Origin of the sequence: Lentzea cavernae (assembly GCF_014653695.1) — a bacterium.
GTDB lineage: Bacteria > Actinomycetota > Actinomycetes > Mycobacteriales > Pseudonocardiaceae > Lentzea > Lentzea cavernae.
Genome location: NZ_BNAR01000026.1, coordinates 1 through 16,670, shown reverse-complemented (window position 1 = coordinate 16,670; position 16,670 = coordinate 1). Strand labels below are relative to the sequence as shown.

Sequence of the window (16,670 nt, the reverse complement as noted above, 5' to 3'; positions counted from 1 at the left end):
GCATGACGTGGATGGTCTACGGCGCCAACGGCTACACCGGACGTCTCATCGCCGAGCTCGCGGTCCGGCGAGGGGAGCGGCCGATCCTCGCCGGGCGCTCGGCGGAGAAGGTCGAACCGGTCGCGGCGGCCCTGGGGCTGGAGCACCGGGCGTTCGACCTGGGTCAGGCGCGGGCGCACCTGGAGGACGTCGACGCCGTCGTGCACTGCGCGGGGCCGTTCTCGCAGACCTCCGCGGCGATGGTCGACGCCTGTCTGGAGGCGCGCACGCACTACCTCGACATCACGGGTGAGATCGACGTCTTCGAGGCCGTCAGCCTGAGGGACGCCGACGCGCGCGAGGCGGGCATCGTGCTGTTGCCCGGTGCCGGGTTCGACGTCGTGCCCACGGACTGCCTCGCCGCGATGCTGAAGAACGCCCTGCCGTCCGCGACGCACCTCGACCTCGCGTTCGTCGTCGGGGGAGGGGCGAGCGCGGGCACGACCAAGACGTCCGTCGAGGGTGCCGCCGTGGGCGGGCGGATCCGCGTGAACGGCGCGCTGAGGACCGTGCGCATCGGCCACCGCAGGCGCACCGCGCACTTCCGGTCGGGGCCGCGCGAGGTCGGCAGCATCCCGTGGGGTGACGTCAGCACCGCCTACCGCTCGACCGGTATCCCTAACATCACGACGTTCACCACCGTGCCGGGCGTCCTGGGCCAGCTCCAGCACGTGTTCGCGCCCGTGCTGCGGACACCGCTCGTGCAGCACCTCGGGAAGACCGTCGCCGGCAAGGTGAAGGGCCCTGACGAGCGCAAGCGCGCGAACACCAGGGCCGAGGTCTACGGCGAGGCGTGGGACGCGCAGACGAAGGTCGAATGCGCGATCACCACCCCGAACGCCTACAGCCTCACCGCGGACTCCGTGCTCCGCGCCGTCGGGAAGATCGGCGGCGTGGAGCCCGGCTCGCACACTCCGTCCAGCGCTTTCAGCGCCGGCTTCGTGCGCGAGCTCGACGGCGTCGTCGCGGGCGAGGTCCGCTTCACGTGAGTTAGAACCTCTAACGCAAGAGGGTCTAACACTACTTCTTCAGGTGCTTTGCGACGCTGTCGACGACTCCGCCGACGGCGTCCTTCACCTTCTCCACGCCGTCCTTGACGGCGGCCTTCGCCTGGTCGGCCCGGCCCTCGTTCGCGAGCTCCTGGTCGCCGGTGGCCTCGCCCGCGGTCTCCTTGACCTTGCCGCCGAGGTCCTCAGCCTTGTTGCCGATCTTGTCCGAAAGCGACATCGCGTCCTCCTGAAGCCGAAGTTCGTCTGACGCTGGTTCGATGCCCGCCGCCCCACCTTCGTCACGCCACTGTCGGGTGAAAAACGGGTGAGGGTGGTCACGACCGGGAAATTCGGGAACCGCGTGACGTTCCGCGTCCGAACGTGTCCATCAGGCGACGAAGCAAAAAGTGGGCGGGGGTGTGCGCATGAGCGTGGCCGAAGCAGCCGCACTCGACGATGCCACGCTGGTGGCGAGGTCCCGGGACGGCGACACGAGGGCGTATGAGCAGCTCGTGCGGCGTTACCAGGGGCCGATGTACCGGCTGGCGTTGCGCATCGTGGGCAGCACCGGTGACGCCGAGGACGCGGTGCAGGACGTGTTCCTGACCGCGTGGCGGCGTCTCGGGCAGCTCAACGACGACGGGGCGTTCCTGGGCTGGCTCTACCGCACCACCACCAACCAGTGCCTGAACGTGCTGCGCAAGCGCAAACCGCACGCCGACACCGAGCTCGACGAGCACGAGTCGCCGGCGCCGCGGACCCGGCCCGACCGCGCGGTGGAGGTGAGCGCGCAGCTCGACGCGCTGCAGGCCGCACTGCGCGGCCTCACGCCGGAACAGCGGGCGTGCTGGGTGCTGCGCGAGGTCCACGGCCGGTCGTACGACGAGATCGCGGAGGCGATCGGCACGACCCAGCAGTCGGTGCGCGGCAGGCTCGCGCGGGCACGGGCACAACTGGCGGAGGTGATGGCACCGTGGCGGTGACGTCCGACTACGTCCTGCCGTGCGGGCGGGACGTGGAAGAGGTCTGGGAGGCGATGGACCTCTCCGACGAACACACGCGGTCATGCCCGCACTGCGCGGCCGTCCGGGAGAGCCTCCTGGTGCTGCGCGAAGCGACCGCGGAAATGGCTCATGAGGAGATCGAGCCGCCGTTCGACCTGGTCAGCCGCATCATGTCCGCGGTGCGCGCCGACGTGCGCCGCTCGGACGTCGTGCCGCTGCCCGGCGACGGCCTGGCCCGCATCAGCACACGGGCGATCGCGGCGTTGCTGCGGTACGCGGCGGACGGTGTGGACGGCGTGCGCGCACGTGGGTGCCGTGTCGTCGAAGCACCGGAGTCGACCGGCACCGATCCGGTGATCGAGGTCGAGCTCAGCATCGCCATCACCGGGCTTCTCGTCACGCGCGAGGCGTACGACGAGGTGCGGCGCCGGGTGCTGGCGGCGGCGTCCGCACGGATCGGTGTGCGGCTGGCCCGCCTGGACCTCGTCGTGTCCGACGTTCTCGAGGGATGAGCGAGTGATCGAAACAGTCGTGTCCGCCCCGGCGGTGGCGGCGGTCGCGGTGCACGCGGCCGAGAGAGTCGCGGGCGTGCGCGTGCAGCCCGGCCTGGCAGGTCTGGTGAGTTCGGTGGTGCGGGTGGCGAGGCAGCAGATCAAGGGACTGCAGCCCGCGCCCGTGGAAGGCGTGCGGGTGCGGTGGGCGGGGTCCGTCGCGGTGCTGGAGGTGGACGTGGCGATCTCCGGACTTGACCAGGCGGCGGCCGTGGCCCGTGCCGTGCAACGGTCCGTGCGCGCGCTCGTGCCGGAACTCACCGGTGTCGAGGTGGAGTCGGTTCTGGTCACGGTGGTGGACGTCGAATGGTGATCGTGACGGAGTTGTTGAAGGCGCTGGAGAAGATCGAGGGACTGCGTCCGTCGACGCCCGCGTCCGCGCCCGCTCGTTCGTGGATCCCGTGGGACGTCGACTCGTTGGCCGTCGACGTCGCCGACGAGGTGGTCTGCGTCCGGGTGGTCGCCACCCGGCTGCCGCTGTGCCTCGCGGAGGCCGGGGAGTCGCTACGCGCTGTTCTCGTTGGCACGCAATGGGAGCACGCGATCGTGCGAATTGTTGTGACCGATGTGGACAAACGTGCCCTCGATCACCTGAATGGTGCGTGACGTTTCGCCGCGAGCCGGCGTCGATCAGATGTGAACGCTTCGAAGGAAGGGGTTGCGATGAGCACGCAGGCTGTGGAGAAGGTCAACACCGCGAACGGGAAGCTGGTGACCGACAAGGGATCCACCACCATCGCGGACGTCGTGGTGCAGAAGGTCGCGGGCCTCGCCGCGCGGGAGATCCGCGGCGTGCACGCCCTGGGCGGCGGCGCGACCAGGGCGCTGAGCGCGCTGCGCGACCGCATCCCCGGTGCCACCGCGAGCGCGGGCCAGGGCGTGTCGGTCGAGGTCGGCGAGAAGCAGGCCGCCGTCGACCTGGAGCTCGTCGTCGAGTACGGCGTGCCGATCGCGGACCTCGCGAAGTCGGTGCGCACCAACGTGATCACCGCGATCGAGCAGATCACCGGCCTCGAGGTCGTCGAGGTCAACATCAACGTGAACGACGTGCACATCCCGAGCGACTCCGAGGGCGACGAGCAGCCCGAAACCGCACGCGTGCAGTGAGGGGCGACGCCATGAGCACCACCGCACTGGGCCTGCTGACCGGGCTCGCGCTCGGCCTGGCCGCCGCGTTCGGGGGCTTCAGCGCGTTCCTGCTCGTGCTCGTCTTCGGCGCGCTCGGCCTCGTCGCGGGCCGGGTCGCCGAGGGCAAGCTCGACCTCGCGCAGTTGCTGGGCAGGGATCGGGACTGACATGACCACACCGCTCGTTGACGCCCAGCCGGGCTCGGCCCAGCCCGGTCCGGCCCTGTCCGCTTCGGTGCGGCCGGGCCCGGTTCCGCCGGGTTCGGTCCCACCGGGTTCGGCACAGCCGGGGTTGACCACCGTCGCGGACCGCGCGGTGGGCCGCATCGCCGGACGTGCCGCCGTCGAGGTGCCGGACGTGCTCGACTGCGCCGTCACCGCACGGGTGACCGGGGGAGTGGCGACGCTCGACGCGCGCCTGGACCTGCGCTATCCGGCGCCCGTGGCGTCGACCGCGGCGAGGGTTCGCGCGCACCTGGTCGCACGGGTCGCCGAGCTCACCGGTCTGCGCGTGTCCGTCGTGGACGTGTCGGTAGGTGTGCTGCGCTCGGACGAGGCCCCGGTGAGGAGGGTCCTGTGACCCGCCGTTCCCGCCGGGCCCTGCCCGCTGTGCTCACGGCGCTCGTCCTGCTGGGCGCGTCCGTTCTGGTGGCGGTGTGCGCGATCCAGCTCGCGCTGGGAGAGACACCGCTTCTGTCGTACGAGTCGGTGGTCGGCCGGCTGCGCGACACGACGTGGTCGGCGCTGGAGGTGGCCGTGGCGGGAGGGGTCGTCGCGGCCGTTGGACTGGTGCTGTTCCTCGTCGCCGTGGTGCCCGGCCGGGCACGGACCGCCGTGCTCGACGAGCACACTGCGGTGTCGGTGCGCGGGCTGCGCAACGCGCTGCGGTCCGCCGCCGAGGTCGACGGGGTCGAGTCCGCCGCGGTGAAGGTGCGCCGCCGCCGGGTCCGCGCGGTCGTGCGCACCCGTCGCGCCGTGGTCGACGGTCTCGGAGACGCCGTCCGCACGGCGCTCGAACACCGCGTCGGAGAGTTCGCCCTCGCCCGGCCGCCCCAGGTGGTCGTGCGGGTCAAAGCCCTCAGGAGCTCACCGTGAACCGCTTCCTCCTCGGCCTGCTGGGCCTGGTCCTGCTGCTCGCCGGTGCCTTCGCGGTCGTCGTCCACTTCGGCCGCGTGCCGCAGGTGGACCGCTCGGCCGCCCTGGTGCCCGGCACGGTGCTGCCGCCGGCGTGGGTGCTGTGGGTCGTCGCGGCCGCGGCCGTCGTGGTCGCACTGCTGTGCCTGCGCTGGCTCACCGCCCAGATCCCGCGCCGCAAGGTCGTGTCCTGGCGCTGGGAGGAAGAGGCGGGCACCACCCGGCTCAGCACGGCGACGGCCACCGCGCCGTTCACCGAAGAGGTCACCGCCTACCCCGGTGTGCGCAAGGTCGAGACCGCACTGACCGGCCCGCACACCGCGCCACGCCTGGCCCTCGTCGTTCGTGCTCATGGCGACGCCGATCTGCGGGGGATCCGCCGCCGCATCGACGACGAGGGTCTGCCACGCCTGCGTGAGGCGCTCGACGCGCCCGGCCTCCAGGCCATCGTGGAGTTCCGGATGACGTCCTCCAAGGGCGACGCCCGAGTGCACTGATATATCGGTTGTGCAAAAGACGTTTGCGGACGACCGCAAACGTCTTTTGCATGCGGATGCAAAACAGCTGGTCACCCGAGGTGGGTGACCAGCTGATATATCGGTTCGTGCGGCTTAGCGGGGTGCGAGCAGGCTCGTGATCTCCTGGGACGCAGACACCGTCAGCAGGTGCTGGAGGTTCTCCGGGAGGTCCTCGCCGCGCTTCTGCTTCGCCTGCGCGTAGAGGCGGCCGGCGCGGTACGAGGAGCGCACCAGCGGGCCCGCCATGACACCGAGGAAGCCGATCTCCTCGGCCGTCTCCTTGTGCTGGACGAACTCCTCGGGCTTCACCCAGCGCTCGACCGGGTGGTGCCGCGGCGACGGGCGCAGGTACTGGGTGATGGTGATCAGGTCGCAGCCCGCGTCGTGGAGGTCGGCGAGCGCCTCCGTGACCTCGTCCGGGGTCTCGCCCATGCCGAGGATCAGGTTCGACTTGGTGACCAGGCCGAACTCGCGGGCCTTGGTGATCACCTCGAGGGACCGGTCGTAGCGGAACGCCGGGCGGATGCGCTTGAAGATCCGCGGAACGGTCTCCAGGTTGTGCGCGAGCACCTCGGGGCGGGACTCGAAGACCTCGGCCAGCTGTTCGGGGACCGCGTTGAAGTCCGGGATCAGCAGCTCGACGCCCGTGCCCGGATTCATCTCGTGGATCTGGCGGACGGTCTCGGCGTACAGCCACGCGCCGCCGTCGGCCAGGTCGTCGCGGGCGACGCCGGTGACCGTGGAGTAGCGCAGGCCCATCGCCTGGACCGACTCGGCGACCCGGCGCGGTTCGTCGCGGTCGAGGTCGGCGGGCTTGCCCGTGTCGATCTGGCAGAAGTCGCAGCGCCGGGTGCACTGCTCGCCGCCGATCAGGAACGTGGCCTCGCGGTCTTCCCAGCACTCGTAGATGTTGGGACAGCCGGCCTCTTCGCAGACCGTGTGGAGGCCTTCGCGTTTGACCAGACCCTTGAGCTCCCGGTATTCGGGGCCCATCTTCGCGCGCGTCTTGATCCAAGACGGCTTCTTCTCGATCGGTGTCTCGCTGTTGCGGACCTCGAGCCGCAGCAGCTTCCGACCCTCAGGTACCACAGTCACGTCCTCACCCTACGCCCCGACCTCAAGTGTCCGGGGTCACGCACTCCACCAGGTGAGAGCGCCTGCCGGAGATCGTCAGGGGAGGTCCGGGGTGATCCCGGTCAGCTTGGTCGTGAGCTCCCAGAGGCGGTTCGCCGCGAGGTCGTCACGGGCGGCGGCGCTCATCTTGGCGGTGGTGGGGTGGCCGCGGAACTCGTTGAAGCCGCCGGGGCCGTAGAACTGGCCGCCGCGCGCCTCGGGCGCCGTGGCCGCGTAGAGCTGCGGCAGCGCGCCCATCTCGACGGACTGCGAGAACAGGTGGCTGATCCTGCCGCCGATCCGCAGGACCGCGGACTTGTGCGCGCTCGCCATGTTGTTCGTCAGCTCGGTGACCGTCAGGCCGGGGTGCGCCGCGATCGACGTGACGTCCGGCGCGCGCCGTTCCAGCTCGCGCGCGAACAGGATGTTGGCGAGCTTCGACTGGCCGTAGGAGCCGCGCAGGGTGTACGGGCGGCGGTCGAAGTTCGGGTCCGCGAAGTCCACGTGGCCGTAGTGGTGCGCGAGAGATGAGACGGTGACGACGCGTGCGCCCGGACGTTGCCTCAACGCGGGCAGCAGCAGCCATGTCAGTGCGGCGTGACCCAGGTGGTTGGTGCCGAACTGGCGCTCGAAGCCGTCGACGGTCCGGCCGGCCGGGACGGCCATGATGCCCGCGTTGTTGATGAGGACGTCGAGCTCCCGCACCTTCTCGGCGGCGGCGCGCACGGAGTGGAGGTCGGCGAGGTCCAGCTCGAGGACCTCGGCCGAGCCCTGGACCGAACGGCGCGCGGTCTCCCCGCGCTGGACCGAGCGACAGCCCAGGAGCACGTGGGCACCCCTGGCCGCGAGCACCTGGGCGGTGCGCAGGCCCAGGCCGGAGTTCGCGCCGGTCACCAGGACGGTGCGGCCGGTCTGGTCGGGGATGTCGGCTTCGGTCCAACGACTCATGGAGTCATTCCTACCGCCCGGTAACTGTCGAGCGAAAGGTGTGCGTCCAGCACCGCGCGCAACACGGGCTCGTCCGCGGCGAGTTCGGCGGTGACGCGGTCCTCGTCCACGGGGCCGCTCAGCCGTGCGTTCTCCATGCGTGCGGTCAGCTTGTTCTGCCAGCGGTGGTCCAGCGCCAGCAGCAGTTCCTGCACCGAGCCGAAGACGTCCGGATCCACGATCAGCGGTGCGGACGGGTCGCGGCGAGCGTCGTTCAGGACGGCGTCGAGCGCGTCGCGGCGTCGGTAGTGGTCTGCCCAGCCCATGTCTCGTACCCCCGGTTTCTCGCATACCCTCGGTATGACACGACCATACCACCGGTACGTACCGCCGGTATGTGAGATACGTTTCGTGTGTGCGAACACGACGCTCCGAGTACTCGGAGTCGACCAGGCAGGCGCTCGTCGACAGCGCCGTCGACCTGTTCACCAAACGCGGCTACGCCGGCACCTCGCTCGACGAGCTGGTCAAGCGCGCCCGCGTCACCAAAGGCGCGCTCTACCACCACTTCAGCGGCAAGCAGGCGTTGTTCGAGGCGGCCTTCACCCAGGTCGAGACCCGGTCGATCGAATCGCTCACCGCGGTGGTCACCGGTGGGGGCGACCCCTGGGACACCGCCGTCGCCGGTCTGCGCGCGTACGTCCGCAAGTGCCTCGAACCGGAGTACCAGCGGATCATCGTCCACGAGGCGCCGGTCGTGATGGGCTGGGAACGCTGGCGTGAGGCGGAGGAGCAGTACAGCTTCGGTCTGCTCCGCACGGCCGTGCAACTGCTCGTGGACGCCGGTGAGATCGAGGAGGCGCCGGTGGAGATCATGGCCCGGCTGCTGTTCGGAGCACTGTCCACGGCCGCGAGCACCATCGCGAGCTCGTCCGATCCGAAGCGCACCGGACGCGAGGTCGAACGCGCGATCCTTCGGGTTCTGGAGGGTTTGCGCAAGAAGTAGTCGAGTTCGGCCCTAGCAGTGGGGCGCAGTGTCGATCGCCACCCGGACAACGAGGTGGTCAGGATCATGATCGAACCGGTCAACACGCGCCTAGGACTCGAAGGAAAGATCGCTCTGGTGACCTCCGGGACGCACGGTCTCGGGCTTGCCGTGGCGAGCAAGCTCTGCGACAACGGCGCACACGTCATCATCACCACGTCCCCCGGCGACGTCGACGCGGAACGCGCCCTGCTCGTGCTCAGCGGCAAGCCGGGGTCGGCATCCGTTGTGTCGCTGGACATCCACGACGAGAACGCGGTGCGCACCCTGCTGGAGCGGGTGAAGCTGGAACGCGGGCGGCTGGACCTGTTCGTGCACCACGCGGTCTCCCCGGATCTGACGCCCCTGCTGAACGTCGTGGAGCCGCTCGCGAAGACGTTCGTCGACGGTGGTCGCGTCGTCGTCGCCGGTTACACGGTGACTCCCGTGCACGGTGTGATCCGCACTCTCGCGCTGGAGATGGCGTGGTACCGGGTGGCGGTGAACGCGGTCGTCACGACGATCGTCGACAACGGACCGATGAACATCGACCCCGACCTGGTGGACCGGCTCGCGATCAGGAGTCCGTCCGGTCGCGTCACCGTGCCGGAGGACGTGGCGAACGCGGTCGCGTTGCTGTGCACGGACGAGGCGGCGTGGATCCAGGGACAGGTCATCACGGCGGACGGCGGACTCGAACTCCTGGAACGGTGGGGAGAGACGCGGTAAGCACTCCGAAAGCGCGTACCGAGAATCGCCCATTCGAATTACTGATATTGGGGCTCTCCCTGCCGCTTTGACGGTTGTGTCCGCCGATCAAGGCCAGATCACGATCACTCAGCGGACAGGCGTGTGTTACTCGACGTCACCGCCCGATTACTGAACTGCCTGGACGTTGGGGCATTTGGACGAGCTTCCCCGTGGGTTTCCCCGATTGCTTGTCGCACCCGGTCACCGAGTGTAAAACTCGGCTCAGGGTCGGACACGCGGCAGGTATGGGGGCGTTGATGATTAGCGTGTTGCTCGCGGAAGACGTCCAAATGGTCAGAGGTGCGCTCGTCGCATTGTTGAATCTTGAACATGACATCGAAGTGGTGGCGTCGGTCGCGACGGGCGACGAAATCATGCCGGCGGTTACCGAGAATAAGCCGGACGTCGCAGTGCTCGACATCGACCTGCCCGGGATCGACGGGTTGACCGCGGCCGCGCTGATCCACGAGAACGCACCGCAGACCCGCACGCTCATCCTCACGAGCCTCGGACGTCCGGGAACGCTGCGCAGGGCGCTCAACGCGCGCGTCAACGGCTTCATACTCAAAGACGCGCCGGTCAACGAGCTGGCGGACGCGATAAGGGGTGTTTCCGTCGGCCGGCGGGTGATCGACTCGCAGCTCGCATTGGCCGCGTGGGACGGGGACGAATGCCCGCTGACCCCGCGGGAGCTCGAAGTGCTGCGGCTGGCGGCGGACGGCGCGGACGCGATGGAAATCGCCGCGACTCTTTTTCTGTCCGTCGGCACGGTTCGCAATTATTTGACGAACGTGACCGCCAAGCTCGACGCCCGCAACCGCGTCGACGCGGTGCGCATCGCCCGCAAGTCCGGCTGGTTCTGACCGCTCAGGCCGCGGTCGCGTCCAGCGGCACCGACACGTGCAGGTGGAACCGGTCGGTCCCGAGCTGACGAGCGCGCAACCGGCCGCCCAGTTCGCCGACGCGTTCGGCCATGTTGACGACCCCGGAACCGGCACCGTCGCCGGGATCCCCCACGCCGTCGTTCACGATGTCCAGCTCCACGTGCCCTTCCCGGGCCAGCACCGCGATCTGGCAGCTGCCCGCCTTGCTGTGCCGCAGCACGTTCGTGATGCCCTCGCGCAGGACCGCGGCGAGCACGAGGTCGACCCGCGGTGGCAACGGTGCGTGGTCGAGCCGCATCACCACCTCGATCTCCGCGGCCGCGAGCAGCGCTTTCGTGGAGTCCGACACCTCCTGCAACGACAACGGGCGGTAGCCGCGGGCGATCGAGCGGACGTCGCCGAGCGTGCGCCGGACGATCTCGAGGACCTCGGTGAGCTCCTCCTGCGCGCCCTCCGGGTCCTCCGGGACGAGCTTGCGGCTCAACTCGCTCTTGACCTGGATGGCGGAGAGGCCGTAGCCGAGGAGATCGTGCAGGTCGCGGGACACCCGCAGCCTTTCCTGCGCGACCGCGGACCGCGCGATCTCGGTGCGGCCCGCCGCCCGCACGGCCGCCATGCGGGCGAAACCGTGCAGGGCCAGCGCCGTCATCGCGGTCGAGACGACGACGAACGCCGTGGTGGCGGCACCACCGCGCCACAGTTGCACGGCGCCGGCCAGGAGCGCCACGCCGCCGAACGCGACCCATCGAGTGCGATCCGACAGCGTTCTCAGTCCGTTGCTCGCGAGGATTCCCGCCATGGCGACCCACATATGACCAATCAGCAATGCGGGCAGGAAGACGAGCAACGCCTGGGCCGCGAGCGCCGCGAGTCGCAGTCGTGCGGAGGTGCGGGCGAAGAGCGGCTGAATTGCGAGGATTAATGCCAGATCGGCCGCGCCCAGACCCGACTGGAGCAACCCGTGATCCTGCAGGGCCAGGTGCACCAGGTCGACAAAGCCGAGTGCATATACCACGACGGAGATCGTTCTTGCGACCCCCGGAAGCGTGAATGAGTGATGCGGTTGTGCCATTCTCAAACCCCCACGAGGAGCCGGCCGTGTCCCCATGCACGGAGGTTCCATTTCTCGGACGTGAATGTTACGCGCATGCCGGTGCGGTTCAAGTGGTACTCACGTGTGGTGATCGAGAATCACTGAGCGCGATTATTTGGGACCGGTTGACCAACCGCGTGAATTTTTCACCCCTCGGGGAGTAGGCAGCCATCTCACTGAGGTGTGGCTGTCCGTGGCGACTTGCCTCTTCACTCGTGTGAACTTGTGGTGCGCATCTAGTTCCGCCGCACTCGTAGCTGGGGAGGGCTCCATGGAGATCAAGGTTCTCGGGCCGCTGGAGGCTCGTGAGAACGGAATTTCGATCATGCCGTCGGCGAGCAAGCCGCGGCAGCTGCTGGCACTGCTGGCGCTGCAGGCCGGCAACGTCGTGACCGTCGCGACGCTCATCGAGGAGCTGTGGGGCATGGCCCCTCCCCGCAGTGCTCTGACCACACTGCAGACATACGTGCTGCAGGTCCGCCGGAAGATCGACGCCGCCCTCCAGAGCGAGAGCCCCGACGCCGCCAAGTCGGTCCTCGTCACCCGCTACGGCGGCTACATGCTCGACGTCGCCCAGGAGAACGTCGACGTCCGCAGCTTCGAGCGGCTCGCGTCTGCTGGCCGGCGGGCGATGGAGGTCGGCGACCTCGAGTCCGCGTCCCGGTTGTTCCGCGCGGCGCTGGACGTGTGGCGCGGCCCGGTGCTCGTCGACGTGCAGATCGGCACCTGCCTCGCCATGGAGGTCACCCGCCTGCACGAGGCCAAGCTGTGCGCCATCGAGGCGCGCATCGAGGCCGACATCCGGCTCGGCAGGCACCAGTCGCTGCTGAGCGAGCTGTCCATGCTGACCGCGCAGCACCCGATGCACGAGAACCTGTGCGGGCAGCAGATGCTCGCGCTGTACCGCTCGGGCAGGCAGTGGCAGGCGCTGGAGGTCTACCAGTCGCTGCGCGACACGCTGATCGGCGAGCTCGGCCTCGAGCCGTCGGACCGCCTGCGCCGGCTGCAGCGGGCGATCCTCAACACCGACCCGTCGCTCGACTCGCACATCTCCGACTCCGACCTGCAGCGGCAACTCGCCGGGTGACGGCCGAAGTCCGCGCTGGTTCTGACGAGGGGCGAGAATCGTGGGTAGGGGTGCACAGGCGCTCATCCGGGCGCTGGAAGCGGTCGACTGCGAAGTGATCTTCGGAATCCCCGGTGGGGCGATCCTGCCGGTGTACGACCCGCTCTTCGAGTCCACGAAGATCAGGCACGTGCTGATGCGCCACGAACAGGGCGCGGGGCACGCCGCGGTGGGCTACGCACAGGCGACCGGCCGGGTCGGCGTGTGCATGGCGACGTCGGGGCCGGGCGCGACGAACCTGGTCACGCCCCTGGCCGACGCCTACATGGACTCCGTCCCGATCGTGGCGGTCACCGGCCAGGTGGCCAGGCCGGTGATCGGCACGGACGCCTTCCAGGAAGCCGACATCGCGAGCATCACGCTGCCGATCACGAAGCACAGCTTCCAGGTCACCGACCCGGCGGACATCCCGCAGGTGATCGCGGAGGCGTTCGCGGTGGCGGCGGGCGGGCGGCCGGGCCCGGTGCTCGTGGACATCCCGAAGGACGTGCAGGTCGCCCGCACGACCTACCGGGACGCGACACCGCCGGTGTACCACCGCGCCGCGCCGTCGCCGGCCGACGTCGACGCCGCCGTCCGGCTGATCGCGTCGGCGCGCCGCCCCGTGCTCTACGTCGGTGGCGGCGTGATCCGGTCGGGCGCGGCGCCCGCGTTGCTGGCCTTCGCCGAGCTGACCGGCATCCCGGTCGTGACCACGCTGATGGCCAGGGGTGCGTTCCCCGACTCGCACCGCCAGCACCTCGGCATGCCGGGCATGCACGGCACGGTGGCCGCGGTCGGCGCGTTGCAGAAGTCCGACCTGCTGATCGCGCTCGGCACCCGGTTCGACGACCGCGTCACCGGTGTCCTGGAGGAGTTCGCTCCGGGCGCCCGCGTCATCCACGCCGACATCGATCCCGCCGAGATCAACAAGAACCGCCGCGCGGACGTCGGCATCGTCGGCGACTGCCGCGTCGTGCTGGCCGCCCTGACCTCGGCCGTGCGCGCGGTCGGCGACCTGCGGGACTGGTGGGCGCAGCTGGACGCGCTGCGCGAGACGTTCCCGCTCGGCTACGACCGGCCGGCCGACGGCAAGCTCGCACCGCAGTACGTGATCGAACGCATCAGCGCGCTCGCCGGTCCCGAGGCGATCTACACCGCGGGCGTCGGCCAGCACCAGATGTGGGCCGCCCAGTACGTGAAGTACGAGCGGCCGGGTTCGTTCCTGAACTCGGGCGGCCTCGGCACCATGGGGTACGCGGTGCCCGCCGCGCTGGGCGCCAAGGTCGGCGCGCCGGACCGGCAGGTGTGGGCCATCGACGGCGACGGCTGCTTCCAGATGACGAACCAGGAGCTCGCCACGTGCGCCCTGGAGGGCATCCCGATCAAGGTCGCCGTGATCAACAACGGCAACCTCGGCATGGTCCGGCAGTGGCAGAACCTGTTCTACGGCGGGCGTTACTCCAACACGAACCTCAACACGCACACCCGGCGGATCCCCGACTTCGTCCGGCTCGCCGAGGCGCTGGGCTGCGTGGGCCTGCGCTGCGAGTCCGAACAGGACGTCGACCGCGTCGTGCTCGAGGCCATGGAGGTGCGCGACATGCCCGTCGTCGTCGACTTCGTGGTCGGCGAGAACGCCCAGGTGTGGCCGATGGTGGCCGCGGGCACCGGGAACGACCAGATCATGGCGGCACGGGGGATCAGGCCGCTCTTCGACGCCGACTTCGAGGAATGAGATGACCAGTCACAAGCTGATGATGCTGGTGCGCAACAAACCCGGTGTGCTGGCCCGCGTGGTGGTGCTGTTCTCGTCGCGCAACGTCGAGGTGGAGTCGCTCAGCTTCGTCCCGGCCGGCCACGGCGACCTGTCCAGGGTGGACGTCGTCGTCGGCCTGCGCGAGGACCGCACCTCCGACCAGCTGATGAAGCAGCTGGCGCGCCTGCTGGACGTGGTCCACGTCGCCGACGTGGACTCGGCCGGGGACACCGCCCTGATCGCCTAGGCCGGCGCACTGAAGAGCCCCGCGACTCGAAGGGAGTCGCGGGGCTCTGTGCTGGAGAGCGCCGATCAGGCGGGCTGGGGAACGTGCTTCGCCACGACCTCCGCGTACTTCTCCAGCGTCTCGCCAGGGCTCGGACCGTCGAGAGCGGAGTGGATGCTCTGCGCGATCTCGCCGTGGCGGTGCAGTTGGGCGTGCGTCAACGTCACCTTCGTGGTGCCGGGACCGACCGCCTCGAAGTCGACCTCGATGAAGCTCGCCTTCTCGTCGTCGAAGATGGGCTGCCAGTACGGGCCGACGCGCCACGTCATGACGAGCCGCTGGGGCGGGTTCCACTCGGTGATCGTGCCCCAGGCGATCTCCTCGCCGTCGGCTCCGCGCTCGAAGTAGCGGCCACCGACGCGGGGCTCGATCGTGATCGCCTGGCGGTCCCCGACGAACACGTGCTTCTCCGGCCACCACTCCAGCGGCCGTTCCGCGAAGATCGTGAAGGCCTGCTCGATCGTGGCCTGCACCACGACCGACTTGGCGACGTCTCGAACGTCGTTGGACATGGACCCTCCTAGCGATGGTTCGGTCTCACGCCAAGGGTTTCCGCCGCGCCTGGACATCGGGTCGAACGCCGATCGAGCCGACTGGCCCGGCTCTCCACCGGTTTTCCAGACCCGGTGAGCACTGTGGTGGGTGACCACCGGATCGGGAGGAGCCCGTCGTGTCCAACGTCAGCGCGCAGACCTACTTCGAGGTGCAGACCTTCTACGCGCAGCAGATGCGGTTGCTGGACCGGTTGGACGTCGAGGGCTACGCCGCGACGTTCACCGAGGACGGCGTCACCGACCACGCCCACCGCGGCGAGAAGGTCGAGGGCCGGGCCGCGCTGATCGCCGGCGCGAAGCACGCGTTGCCGCGCTACAAGGGTGTCGCCGTCCGGCACTGGAACGACCACTACCTGATCGACGAGGTCGACGAGAACACCCTCAACGTCACGTACTGCTCGCTCGTCACGCGCACCACGGCGGACGGCAAGGTCGACTTCGAGCCGACGTTCGCCATCGAGGACGTGCTGGTGCGCGTCGACGGCCGGCTGTACACCAGGTCGCGCACGATCCACCGGGACCTGCCGGTCGCCATCTGATCCACATCGCTTCCAGGAGGTCCAAGAGGTGTCTGCAGGGACTGATCCGGCGAGCAAGCCGGACACCGGACTCGTTCCGGTCGCTGAGAAGGTCCGTCTACTCGCCGCCGAGCACGCGGCCGCCGCCGACCGGGACCGGCGCCTCGCCCCGGAGGTGGTCGGGGCACTGCGCGAGGCGGGGTTCGCCCGGCACTTCGTCGCCGCCGGTCTGGGCGGCAGCCAGGGGAGCTTCACCGAGCTCTCCCGCGCCGTGCAGATCGTCGGCGAGGCCTGCGCCTCGACGGCCTGGTGCGCCTCGCTCGCGGCGCTGTCCTCGCGCTTCGCCGCGCACCTGCCCGCCGAGGGCCACCAGGAGATCTGGGGCGAGAGCGCGGACACGTTCGTCGTCACCGGGCAACCGCCGATGGGCAAGGCGTCCGTCGTGGACGGTGGGCACCGGCTGAGCGGCCGGTGGACCTACGTCAGCGGCGCCGACTTCGCCGAGTGGGCGCTGCTCTGCGGCGTGGTGGCGGGCGACGGTGAGCCGCAGGCGCGGTTCTTCGCGTTGCCGCGCAAGAGCTTCACCGTCCTCGAGACGTGGGACAGCGTCGGCATGAAGGCGACCAGCAGCCACTCGGTGGTCGTGGACGACGTCTTCGTGCCGCAGCACCTGTCCTACGACCGCACGGACATGCTGACCGGCCGCAACAGCTGGTCGGACGTGGCATCGCACAACGTGCCGTTCCAGGCCGTCGGCGGCCTCACGTTCATCGTGCCCGCGATCGGGGCGGCGCAGGGCGCGCTCAACGCCTGCGTGACCGCGCTGACCGGCAAGAAGCTCTCCACCAGCGCGGGCATCGACCTGGTGCGCGCGTCGGCGCAGATCGAGTCGGCGAGGCTGCTGGTCGAGCAGAACACCGCGGTGCTCGACGACCGCGCGTTCACGCCGGAGCTGATGGCGCGCAACGAGCGCAACGCCGCCTACTCCGCCGACACCCTGGTCGAGGCCGTGGGGGCGCTGGTGCGCGCCGCCGGCACCAGCGGGCTCAGCGAAAAGGGTGCGCTGCAACGGTTCTGGCGTGACGTGGTCGGCGCGGCCAGCCACGTGGCCCTGCGCTTCGAGACGGCGTCGGCCCGCACCTACCCGGCCGCGCTGCTCGGCACCTGACCTGCCTCACAACGGGAGCCCTCCAGGAACGTTCCTGGAGGGCTCCCGTGTTTCGCGCCCGGCCCTAGCTTGAGTTTTAACCTGTTCGGCGGGGTCGCGGGTTGCTGGATCTGGTCTCTTTGCCGTG

Annotated in this window: 24 protein-coding genes and 1 other annotated feature; of the genes, 18 read left to right on the top strand and 6 right to left on the bottom strand. The window is 69.6% G+C overall.

Going from position 1 to position 16,670, the window contains the following annotated elements:
- Nucleotides 1–2 precede the first annotated feature (2 nt).
- Nucleotides 3–1,028: a saccharopine dehydrogenase family protein gene (locus IE307_RS43480; protein ID WP_191305354.1), complete on the top strand. Its 1,026-nt coding sequence runs from the start codon at nucleotides 3–5 to the stop codon at nucleotides 1,026–1,028.
- Between the two features lie 31 nt (nucleotides 1,029–1,059).
- Here the strand turns inward: IE307_RS43480 and IE307_RS43475 are convergent, their stop codons facing one another.
- Nucleotides 1,060–1,266, bottom strand: coding sequence for a CsbD family protein (locus IE307_RS43475; protein WP_191305353.1), 207 nt, complete (start codon nucleotides 1,264–1,266; stop codon nucleotides 1,060–1,062).
- A gap of 187 nt (nucleotides 1,267–1,453) precedes the next feature.
- Here IE307_RS43475 and IE307_RS43470 point away from each other — a divergent pair, with 187 nt between their 5' ends.
- From IE307_RS43470 to IE307_RS43430, 9 genes are read left to right on the top strand one after another with little or no spacing between them, the layout of a single operon-like run.
- Entirely contained in the window at nucleotides 1,454–2,011 is a 558-nt protein-coding gene (locus IE307_RS43470) for an RNA polymerase sigma factor (protein ID WP_191305352.1), read from the top strand.
- Entirely contained in the window at nucleotides 2,002–2,544 is a 543-nt protein-coding gene (locus IE307_RS43465; protein WP_191305351.1) for an Asp23/Gls24 family envelope stress response protein, read from the top strand. Before IE307_RS43470 ends, IE307_RS43465 begins: the two co-directional genes overlap by 10 nt.
- 4 nt (nucleotides 2,545–2,548) lie before the next feature.
- Nucleotides 2,549–2,896 (top strand): Asp23/Gls24 family envelope stress response protein, encoded by a 348-nt coding sequence (locus IE307_RS43460; RefSeq protein ID WP_191305350.1) that lies wholly within the window; start codon nucleotides 2,549–2,551, stop codon nucleotides 2,894–2,896.
- 2 nt (nucleotides 2,897–2,898) lie between these two features.
- Complete coding sequence (locus IE307_RS43455; protein ID WP_229905616.1) at nucleotides 2,899–3,189, top strand: hypothetical protein; 291 nt, start codon at nucleotides 2,899–2,901, stop codon at nucleotides 3,187–3,189.
- Between the two features lie 57 nt (nucleotides 3,190–3,246).
- A complete protein-coding gene (locus IE307_RS43450; protein WP_089922429.1) occupies nucleotides 3,247–3,690 on the top strand; it encodes an Asp23/Gls24 family envelope stress response protein in 444 nt (147 codons plus the stop codon).
- An 11-nt stretch (nucleotides 3,691–3,701) separates the two neighbouring features.
- Entirely contained in the window at nucleotides 3,702–3,878 is a 177-nt protein-coding gene (locus tag IE307_RS43445; RefSeq protein ID WP_093600157.1) for a hypothetical protein, read from the top strand.
- Between the two features lies 1 nt (nucleotide 3,879).
- Nucleotides 3,880–4,290 (top strand): Asp23/Gls24 family envelope stress response protein, encoded by a 411-nt coding sequence (locus tag IE307_RS43440; RefSeq protein ID WP_229905615.1) that lies wholly within the window; start codon nucleotides 3,880–3,882, stop codon nucleotides 4,288–4,290.
- The gene (locus IE307_RS43435; RefSeq protein WP_191305348.1) at nucleotides 4,287–4,805 is read left to right on the top strand and encodes a DUF6286 domain-containing protein; all 519 of its coding nucleotides are present in this window, start codon (nucleotides 4,287–4,289) and stop codon (nucleotides 4,803–4,805) included. Before IE307_RS43440 ends, IE307_RS43435 begins: the two co-directional genes overlap by 4 nt.
- Nucleotides 4,802–5,341, top strand: coding sequence for an alkaline shock response membrane anchor protein AmaP (locus tag IE307_RS43430; protein ID WP_191305347.1), 540 nt, complete (start codon nucleotides 4,802–4,804; stop codon nucleotides 5,339–5,341). The genes IE307_RS43435 and IE307_RS43430 overlap by 4 nt, the downstream gene beginning before the upstream one ends.
- A 114-nt stretch (nucleotides 5,342–5,455) precedes the next feature.
- Here IE307_RS43430 and lipA read toward each other — a convergent pair whose 3' ends face one another.
- From lipA to IE307_RS43415, 3 genes are all read right to left on the bottom strand, one after another.
- Nucleotides 5,456–6,457, bottom strand: coding sequence for a lipoyl synthase (gene lipA, locus IE307_RS43425; protein ID WP_191305346.1), 1,002 nt, complete (start codon nucleotides 6,455–6,457; stop codon nucleotides 5,456–5,458).
- A 75-nt stretch (nucleotides 6,458–6,532) separates the two neighbouring features.
- Entirely contained in the window at nucleotides 6,533–7,423 is an 891-nt protein-coding gene (locus IE307_RS43420) for an oxidoreductase (RefSeq protein ID WP_191305345.1), read from the bottom strand.
- Nucleotides 6,737–6,788: a sequence feature (sul1 is cis-regulatory element that is thought to sense ions involved in sulfur or methionine metabolism; They are found in Alphaproteobacteria), on the top strand. (Overlaps the previous gene by 52 nt.)
- Complete coding sequence (locus IE307_RS43415; RefSeq protein WP_191305344.1) at nucleotides 7,420–7,728, bottom strand: hypothetical protein; 309 nt, start codon at nucleotides 7,726–7,728, stop codon at nucleotides 7,420–7,422. Before IE307_RS43415 ends, IE307_RS43420 begins: the two co-directional genes overlap by 4 nt.
- A gap of 89 nt (nucleotides 7,729–7,817) precedes the next feature.
- On the opposite strand from IE307_RS43415, the gene IE307_RS43410 reads away from it, so the two are divergent.
- The 3 genes from IE307_RS43410 (at nucleotide 7,818) to IE307_RS43400 (ending at nucleotide 10,039) form a co-directional block, all read left to right on the top strand.
- A complete protein-coding gene (locus IE307_RS43410) occupies nucleotides 7,818–8,408 on the top strand; it encodes a TetR/AcrR family transcriptional regulator (RefSeq protein WP_191305343.1) in 591 nt (196 codons plus the stop codon).
- A gap of 66 nt (nucleotides 8,409–8,474) precedes the next feature.
- Nucleotides 8,475–9,155: an SDR family NAD(P)-dependent oxidoreductase gene (locus tag IE307_RS43405; RefSeq protein ID WP_191305342.1), complete on the top strand. Its 681-nt coding sequence runs from the start codon at nucleotides 8,475–8,477 to the stop codon at nucleotides 9,153–9,155.
- Nucleotides 9,156–9,433: 278 nt separating this feature from the next.
- On the top strand, nucleotides 9,434–10,039 hold the full coding sequence (locus tag IE307_RS43400) for a response regulator transcription factor (RefSeq protein ID WP_191305341.1): 606 nt from the start codon (nucleotides 9,434–9,436) through the stop codon (nucleotides 10,037–10,039).
- Between the two features lie 4 nt (nucleotides 10,040–10,043).
- Here the strand turns inward: IE307_RS43400 and IE307_RS43395 are convergent, their stop codons facing one another.
- On the bottom strand, nucleotides 10,044–11,075 hold the full coding sequence (locus IE307_RS43395; RefSeq protein WP_191305340.1) for a sensor histidine kinase: 1,032 nt from the start codon (nucleotides 11,073–11,075) through the stop codon (nucleotides 10,044–10,046).
- 349 nt (nucleotides 11,076–11,424) lie between these two features.
- On the opposite strand from IE307_RS43395, the gene IE307_RS43390 reads away from it, so the two are divergent.
- From IE307_RS43390 to ilvN, 3 genes are read left to right on the top strand one after another with little or no spacing between them, the layout of a single operon-like run.
- A complete protein-coding gene (locus IE307_RS43390) occupies nucleotides 11,425–12,240 on the top strand; it encodes an AfsR/SARP family transcriptional regulator (RefSeq protein WP_191305339.1) in 816 nt (271 codons plus the stop codon).
- Between the two features lie 40 nt (nucleotides 12,241–12,280).
- Complete coding sequence (locus tag IE307_RS43385; RefSeq protein WP_229905614.1) at nucleotides 12,281–13,996, top strand: acetolactate synthase large subunit; 1,716 nt, start codon at nucleotides 12,281–12,283, stop codon at nucleotides 13,994–13,996.
- Nucleotide 13,997: 1 nt separating this feature from the next.
- Nucleotides 13,998–14,264 carry an acetolactate synthase small subunit gene (gene ilvN / locus IE307_RS43380; protein WP_191305338.1) on the top strand — a complete coding sequence of 89 codons (267 nt, stop codon included), beginning with the start codon at nucleotides 13,998–14,000 and terminating at the stop codon, nucleotides 14,262–14,264.
- A gap of 65 nt (nucleotides 14,265–14,329) precedes the next feature.
- Here ilvN and IE307_RS43375 read toward each other — a convergent pair whose 3' ends face one another.
- A complete protein-coding gene (locus IE307_RS43375) occupies nucleotides 14,330–14,815 on the bottom strand; it encodes an SRPBCC domain-containing protein (RefSeq protein WP_191305337.1) in 486 nt (161 codons plus the stop codon).
- 158 nt (nucleotides 14,816–14,973) lie between these two features.
- Between IE307_RS43375 and IE307_RS43370 the strand changes: the two genes are divergently transcribed.
- Together IE307_RS43370 and IE307_RS43365 are read left to right on the top strand one after the other, a co-directional pair.
- Nucleotides 14,974–15,396: a nuclear transport factor 2 family protein gene (locus IE307_RS43370; protein WP_229905613.1), complete on the top strand. Its 423-nt coding sequence runs from the start codon at nucleotides 14,974–14,976 to the stop codon at nucleotides 15,394–15,396.
- A 28-nt stretch (nucleotides 15,397–15,424) separates the two neighbouring features.
- A complete protein-coding gene (locus IE307_RS43365) occupies nucleotides 15,425–16,543 on the top strand; it encodes an acyl-CoA dehydrogenase family protein (protein ID WP_191305336.1) in 1,119 nt (372 codons plus the stop codon).
- The last annotated feature ends 127 nt before the right edge of the window (nucleotides 16,544–16,670 follow it).